The following is a 5,719-nucleotide window of genomic DNA, read 5'->3' on the forward strand; positions in this document are numbered from 1 at the left end:
GGCTTCCTCGGCGACGTGGATGCGCATCACCGCGCGGACCAGCGGTTGCACGGATTCGTCCTTGAGATGCTCGCGCTGCAGGGCGTCGAACACCTCCTCCCCGATCAGCGTCGCCACCCACATTGACATGGACGGGCCGCGCAGGATCAGCGGCAACGCCTGCGCGGGTTGGGTTATTTTAGGGCTTTTAGGAAGGTTTTTGCGGCTTCTACTGCTGGTTTTGATGAGCCTGCGTCGGTTAGGAGGACTGAGAAGGCTAGGTCGGCTTCGTAGCCTACGAACCAGCCGTGGGAGTGGGTTCCGTTGCCGAACTGGGCCGTTCCGGTCTTGCCGCGGACGTCGGGGAGGTCGCGTAGCGCTGTTGCCGTGCCGTCCGTCACCACGTCGCGCATCATCGACCTCAGGGAGTCCAGGACGTCGGGGCGCAGGGGTTTGCCGAGGTTCGCGGCGGTGGATGGGATGCCTCGCACCAGGGTCGGGGTGGGTATCTTGCCCGCCGCCACGGTCGCTGCCGCGAGCGCCATGCCGAACGGGCTGGTCAGCACGGTGCCCTGGCCGAAGCCGTTCTCCGCGCGCTGCACGACGGCGTCCGCCGGTGGGACCGAGCCGGTGATCGTGGTCAGGCCGGGGATGACGAAGTCCGCGCCGACGCCGAGGTCGCGGGCCGCGTCGGTGAGCGCCGGGGGCGGGAGGTCGGTCGCGAGCTTGGCGAACGTCGTGTTGCAGGACTTGGCGAACGCCGTCGACAGCGGGACCGTGCCGAGCTCGAACTTGCCCTCGTTCGGCACCGTGCGGCCCTCGAAGGTGACCGTGCCCGGACAGTCCACCGGGGTGTCCACCTTGACCGTCCCCGCACCGAGCGCCGCCGCGGCCGTGATGATCTTGAACGTCGAGCCGGGCGGGAACCGGCCGCTCAGCGCGAGCGAGCCCTGGGCGTCGGCGGGCTCGTTCTGCGCGACGGCAAGCAGTTCGCCCGTCGAGGGCTGGATCACCACCAGCGCGGCGGCCGTCGGCACGGGCTGAAGAGCCTGCTCCGCCGCTGTCTGGATCCGGGCGCTGAGAGTGCTGACCACGGCGGCCGCGGTCCTGGCCGCTTCGGCGTGCAGCTCGGCGACCTCGCCACCGCCCACGTCAAGTGTGACGACCCGCCAGCCCGCCGCCCCGGCCACGCGTTCCTCGACGAGCGAGCGCATCGCGGGCAGGACCTGCTTGCCGAAGTCCTTGTCGGCGGGCAGCAGCCGCTCCTGCTGGCTGAACCGCACCCCCGGCAGGTCGTAGATGGCGGGCTTCACCTGCTGGTAGTCCCCCGAGCGCAGGTTCACCACCGGGTAGGAGCCGCCGGGCTTGACCGTCTTGAGCCCGTCGCGGATGGACTGGCCAGTGACCGTGGGCTCGAAGCGGTTGAGCGCCGCGCCCAGCTTGTCGGCGACGACGCCGGTGTCCCCCGCCTTCGCCGGATCCACCACGACACCGACCACGGTCTGTGGCTTGAGCAGCGGCATGCTGTCGCGGTCGAGCACCGGCGCGAGCTGCGCGGGATCGGCCTTGACCGCGAGGCTCTGTTGCGCGGCGAGCTGGGGATGCAGGGCCGTCGGCAGCCAGTGCACCTTCCAGCCGTCCTGCGCGGAGTACAGCTGGGCGTCGGCACTGTACGTCCACGTCCTGGCCTTCGGCAGGTGCCAGACGAGCTTGTACGTCGCGGTCGCGTTCTCGTCCTTGGTCTTGACCACCTGGTCGAAGGCCTCCATCGACTCCGGCCCGAGCGCCGCGCGAGCCTGCCCGAGCAGCGCCTTCGCCGCGTCCGGGGAGTCGGTGAGCCCGGCGGCCCGTGCGACGTCACCCGAGGTCAGGGCGCCGAGGAAGTCGGCGAGGACGTCGTCAGGACCCGGACCGAACAGACCGCAGCCGGCGGTGGTGGCGGCGGCGAGCGCCGCCACGGCCAGGAGCACAGCTCCACGACGTCGGGGAGGTAGTCGAGGTGGCATGAGGGCGGATCATGCCAGGCGAACGGGCCGGAGCCCGCGCGCAACGCCTGGACGGACCTGGAACAACGTCTGGAACAACGTCTGGAACAACCTCTAGAACAGCACAGTCGCGTACTGGCCGACCTGCTGGAACCCGACCTTGCGGTACGCGGCCAGCGCCGGGCTGTTGTACGCGTTGACGTACAGGCTCGCCGTGCGGCCCATCCCGCGGACCAGCCTGTTGACCACCGCGGCGGTGCCCGCGGTGCCGAGCCCGTCGGCGCGGCGATCGGGATGGACCCAGACGCCCTGGATCTGGCCGACCGTGGCCGACATCGCGCCGATCTCGGCCTTGAACACCACTTCGCCGTCCTCGAACCGGGCGAACGCGCGGCCACCGGCGATCAGCTCGGACACGCGGGCGCGGTAGCTGACGCCGCCGTCACCGCTGCGCGGGTCGACGCCGACCTCCTCGATGAACATCGCGATCGCGGCGGGGAGGTAGCGGTCGAGCTCGTCGGGGCGGACGGCGCGGACGTACGGGTCGCTCGGCACCGAGGGAACGCCGTCGAGTGCCATCAGCGGCTGGTCGTCGCGGACCTCCCTGGCCGGGCCCCATTCGGCGGTCAGCTCGTCCCAGAGGCCGATGACCTGCTCGGCCGGGCCGACGAGTGAGGAACAGGTGCGCTGGCGGCGCAGGGCGCGATCGGCGAAGGACCGGACGGCCGAGGCGTTGCCGCGAAGCGGGATGAGGTTGGGGCCCGCGAAGCACAGGCCCTGAATGCGACCGGCACGGGCCGGGCGCGAATCCGCCGCCCAGAGCTCACCACCAAGACGCCACGGGTCGAGGCCCGCGGCCTCCACCCTGGCACTGACCATGCAGCTGCCTACCGGGTCCGCGGCGAGCGCGGCACGAACCGCCGGGTAGTCCCGATCATCGAGCAGCCGTGCTCCTGCAAGCCGCAACACCACCCCAGAGTGCCAGATGAACGACGTGAACGGAACGCAAGGTCCACGACACGCTCGAACGAACTTCACGATCCCGGCGAATGACACACCGTGCCGGGGCAGAATCAGGGCATGCAGCGATACACCTACAAGGTCGTCGAACTCCGCGAGAAGATGATCGGCGGCAAAATGTCCGGCGACAAGGTGGAGAAGGTGCTCAACACCCACGCCGAGGACGGCTGGCAGCTCAAGGCCATCACCTCCGCCGAGGTCAAGGGCCGGATGGGCCCCGGCGGGGTGGACGGCCTGCTGCTCACCTTCGAGCGGCCCGTGCAGTGAGTCAGGGCGCGCCGCGGTAGGTGCCGATCGTCCAGAGGTTGCCCTCGGCGTCGCGCAGGGTGAAGCCGTGGGACCCGTAGTCGCTGTCGTGCAGCGGTTCGGAGATCTCGGCGCCCGACGCGACGACCCGCGCGTGGATCTCGTCGACGTGGTCCGAAACGACGTAGATGACGCCCGTCCCGGCTTTCATCTCGCCGTGGGTGCCCGCGGTCGCCTTCGTGCTGCCGAGCATCACCGCGCCACCTTCGGGCCAGCGCAGCTCGGCGTGCGCGACGTCGCCGTCTTCGGTGGGCACGACGAGCGCCTCACGGAAGCCGACGACGTCGACGAGGAACCGGATCGCGCTGGTGGCGTCGTCGTAGTGCAGGGCGGGCCAGACGGTGAGCTGGGGCGTTTCTGTTTCGGTCATGCGGAGGAGTCTCGGCCACCGGCCCCGTCGTCGTCTTGGAGGAATGGGAGCTCCTCGGCGATCCAGGTGCGGGGCGAGCACCCGGCCAGCGCGCGCCATTCGTTGCTGAGGTGGGCTTGGTCGTAGTAGCCGCAGCGGATCGCGACCTCGGCGAGGTCGACCCGGCCGCCGCCACGCACCGACCGCAGCGCCTGTTCGAACCGGAGGACCCGCGAGGCTTGCTTCGGCGTCAGCCCGACCTCCGCGCGGAACCGCTCGCCGAAGTGCCTTCTGCTCCAGCCGACCTCGTCGGCGAGCGTGGTGACCAGCAGGCGGCCGTCCGCGCCGAGCAGCCGTCTCCAGGCCCAGCCGACCTCCGCCGTCCCCGCTCGCTCGGCGGCCACGTTCGCCAGCACCCGGTCCAGCACCGCGAACCGGGACGACCAGTCCTCGGCTTCGGCCAGCCGCTCGGGCAGCTCCGCGAGCACCGGCGAACCGAGCTGGTCCAGGGCGACCACCTGACCGCTCAACTCCGCGGCGGACACCCCGAGGAGCGCCCGGACGCCCAGCGGGTCGAGTTCGACGTGGATCCCGCGCTGACGGCGGTCCTGCGCGATCAGCGCCGGGCCGAGGTGCAGGCCGCCGACGAGCCCTTGCGCGGTGACCGGCGACTGGTCCGGCAACGGCATGCCGGTGACGCGGACCGGCCGGTCGAGACTGATGACGAGCGTGACGTGCCGCGACGGCAGCCCGCGATGGACCGCGAGGGTGACGTCGTCCTGGACGTAACCGAGGTAGCGCGCGATCAGCGGCCGCAGCACGGGGTGCGGCTCACGAACGGCCCAGTCGACGCTCACCCGTTCAGTTTAATGCCCCTGAAGGCCACCATGACGGCGTTTAACGCCGTCGCGTGGGGACGCCATCAAGGATGGCCTTCAGGGGCAACCAAAAAGCCGGGTCAGCTGACGGTGACGGTGGGTTCGCCGCTGACGGTGCCGTTGGCTTCGGCGGCTTCGGCGATGCGCATGGCTTCTTCGATGAGGGTTTCGACGATGAGGTGTTCGGGAACGGTTTTGATGACTTCGCCTTTGACGAAGATTTGGCCTTTGCCGTTGCCGGAGGCGACGCCGAGGTCGGCTTCGCGGGCTTCGCCGGGGCCGTTGACGACGCAGCCCATGACGGCGACGCGGAGCGGGATTTCCATGCCTTCGAGTCCGGCGGTGACTTGTTCGGCGAGGGTGTAGACGTCGACCTGTGCGCGGCCGCAGGAGGGGCAGGAGACGATTTCGAGTTTGCGTTCCTTGAGGTTGAGCGACTGCAGGATCTGGATGCCGACCTTGACCTCTTCGACCGGTGGTGCGGACAGGGAGACGCGGATCGTGTCGCCGATGCCTTGGCGTAGTAGTGCGCCGAACGCGACGGCGGATTTGATGGTGCCTTGGAAGGCGGGTCCGGCTTCGGTGACGCCGAGGTGCAGGGGGTAGTCGCACTGTTCGGCGAGGAGTTCGTAGGCGCGGACCATGACGACGGGGTCGTTGTGTTTGACGGAGATCTTGATGTCGTGGAAGTCGTGTTCGGCGAACAGTGACGCTTCCCAGAGTGCGGACTCGGCGAGCGCTTCGGGGGTCGCTTTGCCGTATTTGTCCATGATTCGTTTGTCGAGGGAGCCGGCGTTGACGCCGATCCGGATCGGTGTGCCGTGGTCTTTGGCGGCTTTCGCGATTTCTTTGACCTGGTCGTCGAATTTGCGGATGTTGCCGGGGTTGACGCGCACGGCGGCGCAGCCGGCTTCGATCGCGGCGAAGACGTATTTCGGCTGGAAGTGGATGTCGGCGATGACCGGGATCTGCGATTTGGTGGCGATCGCGGCGAGTGCGTCGGCGTCGTCTTGGGAGGGGCACGCGATGCGGACGATGTCGCAGCCCGCGGCGGTGAGTTCGGCGATCTGCTGGAGGGTGGCGTTGACGTCGGAGGTCAGCGTCGTCGTCATCGACTGCACCGAGATCGGCGACTCACTACCGACACCGACCGACCCGACCTGAAGCTGCCGGGTCTTACGACGCTCGGAGAGAACGGGGGG

At 69.3% G+C, this 5,719-nt stretch carries 7 protein-coding genes; 1 reads left to right on the forward strand and 6 read right to left on the reverse strand.

What is annotated here, in order from left to right:
• The 3 genes from QMK34_RS46680 to QMK34_RS46690 all read right to left on the reverse strand — a co-directional run.
• Positions 1 to 129 (reverse strand): diiron oxygenase (locus QMK34_RS46680; RefSeq protein ID WP_442785371.1); only part of this gene is annotated, 129 nt, incomplete at its 3' end.
• Between the two features lie 44 nt (positions 130 to 173).
• Positions 174 to 1,985: a penicillin-binding transpeptidase domain-containing protein gene (locus QMK34_RS46685; protein ID WP_326421449.1), complete on the reverse strand. Its 1,812-nt coding sequence runs from the start codon at positions 1,983 to 1,985 to the stop codon at positions 174 to 176.
• A 93-nt stretch (positions 1,986 to 2,078) separates the two neighbouring features.
• Entirely contained in the window at positions 2,079 to 2,933 is an 855-nt protein-coding gene (locus QMK34_RS46690; RefSeq protein ID WP_326421451.1) for a GNAT family N-acetyltransferase, read from the reverse strand.
• A gap of 111 nt (positions 2,934 to 3,044) precedes the next feature.
• Here QMK34_RS46690 and QMK34_RS46695 point away from each other — a divergent pair, with 111 nt between their 5' ends.
• Positions 3,045 to 3,251 (forward strand): DUF4177 domain-containing protein, encoded by a 207-nt coding sequence (locus tag QMK34_RS46695; RefSeq protein WP_326421452.1) that lies wholly within the window; start codon positions 3,045 to 3,047, stop codon positions 3,249 to 3,251.
• Position 3,252: 1 nt separating this feature from the next.
• Here QMK34_RS46695 and QMK34_RS46700 read toward each other — a convergent pair whose 3' ends face one another.
• From QMK34_RS46700 to ispG, 3 genes are all read right to left on the reverse strand, one after another.
• Positions 3,253 to 3,660, reverse strand: a complete 408-nt coding sequence (locus tag QMK34_RS46700; RefSeq protein WP_326421453.1) for a VOC family protein — start codon at positions 3,658 to 3,660, stop codon at positions 3,253 to 3,255.
• Positions 3,657 to 4,496 carry a helix-turn-helix domain-containing protein gene (locus QMK34_RS46705; RefSeq protein WP_326421455.1) on the reverse strand — a complete coding sequence of 280 codons (840 nt, stop codon included), beginning with the start codon at positions 4,494 to 4,496 and terminating at the stop codon, positions 3,657 to 3,659. Before QMK34_RS46705 ends, QMK34_RS46700 begins: the two co-directional genes overlap by 4 nt.
• Positions 4,497 to 4,597: 101 nt before the next feature.
• On the reverse strand, positions 4,598 to 5,719 hold a 1,122-nt coding region (gene ispG / locus QMK34_RS46710), incomplete at its 5' end, for a flavodoxin-dependent (E)-4-hydroxy-3-methylbut-2-enyl-diphosphate synthase (protein WP_326421456.1).

Origin of the sequence: Amycolatopsis sp. H20-H5 (assembly GCF_035828755.1) — a bacterium.
GTDB lineage: Bacteria > Actinomycetota > Actinomycetes > Mycobacteriales > Pseudonocardiaceae > Amycolatopsis.

Bases quoted from the DNA above. Each gene is read 5' to 3' on its own strand.
- QMK34_RS46700 (WP_326421453.1), bottom strand. From the start codon at position 3,660: ATGACCGAAACAGAAACGCCCCAGCTCACCGTCTGGCCCGCCCTGCAC.
- QMK34_RS46695 (WP_326421452.1), top strand. From the start codon at position 3,045: ATGCAGCGATACACCTACAAGGTCGTCGAACTCCGCGAGAAGATGATC.
- QMK34_RS46685 (WP_326421449.1), bottom strand. From the start codon at position 1,985: ATGCCACCTCGACTACCTCCCCGACGTCGTGGAGCTGTGCTCCTGGCC.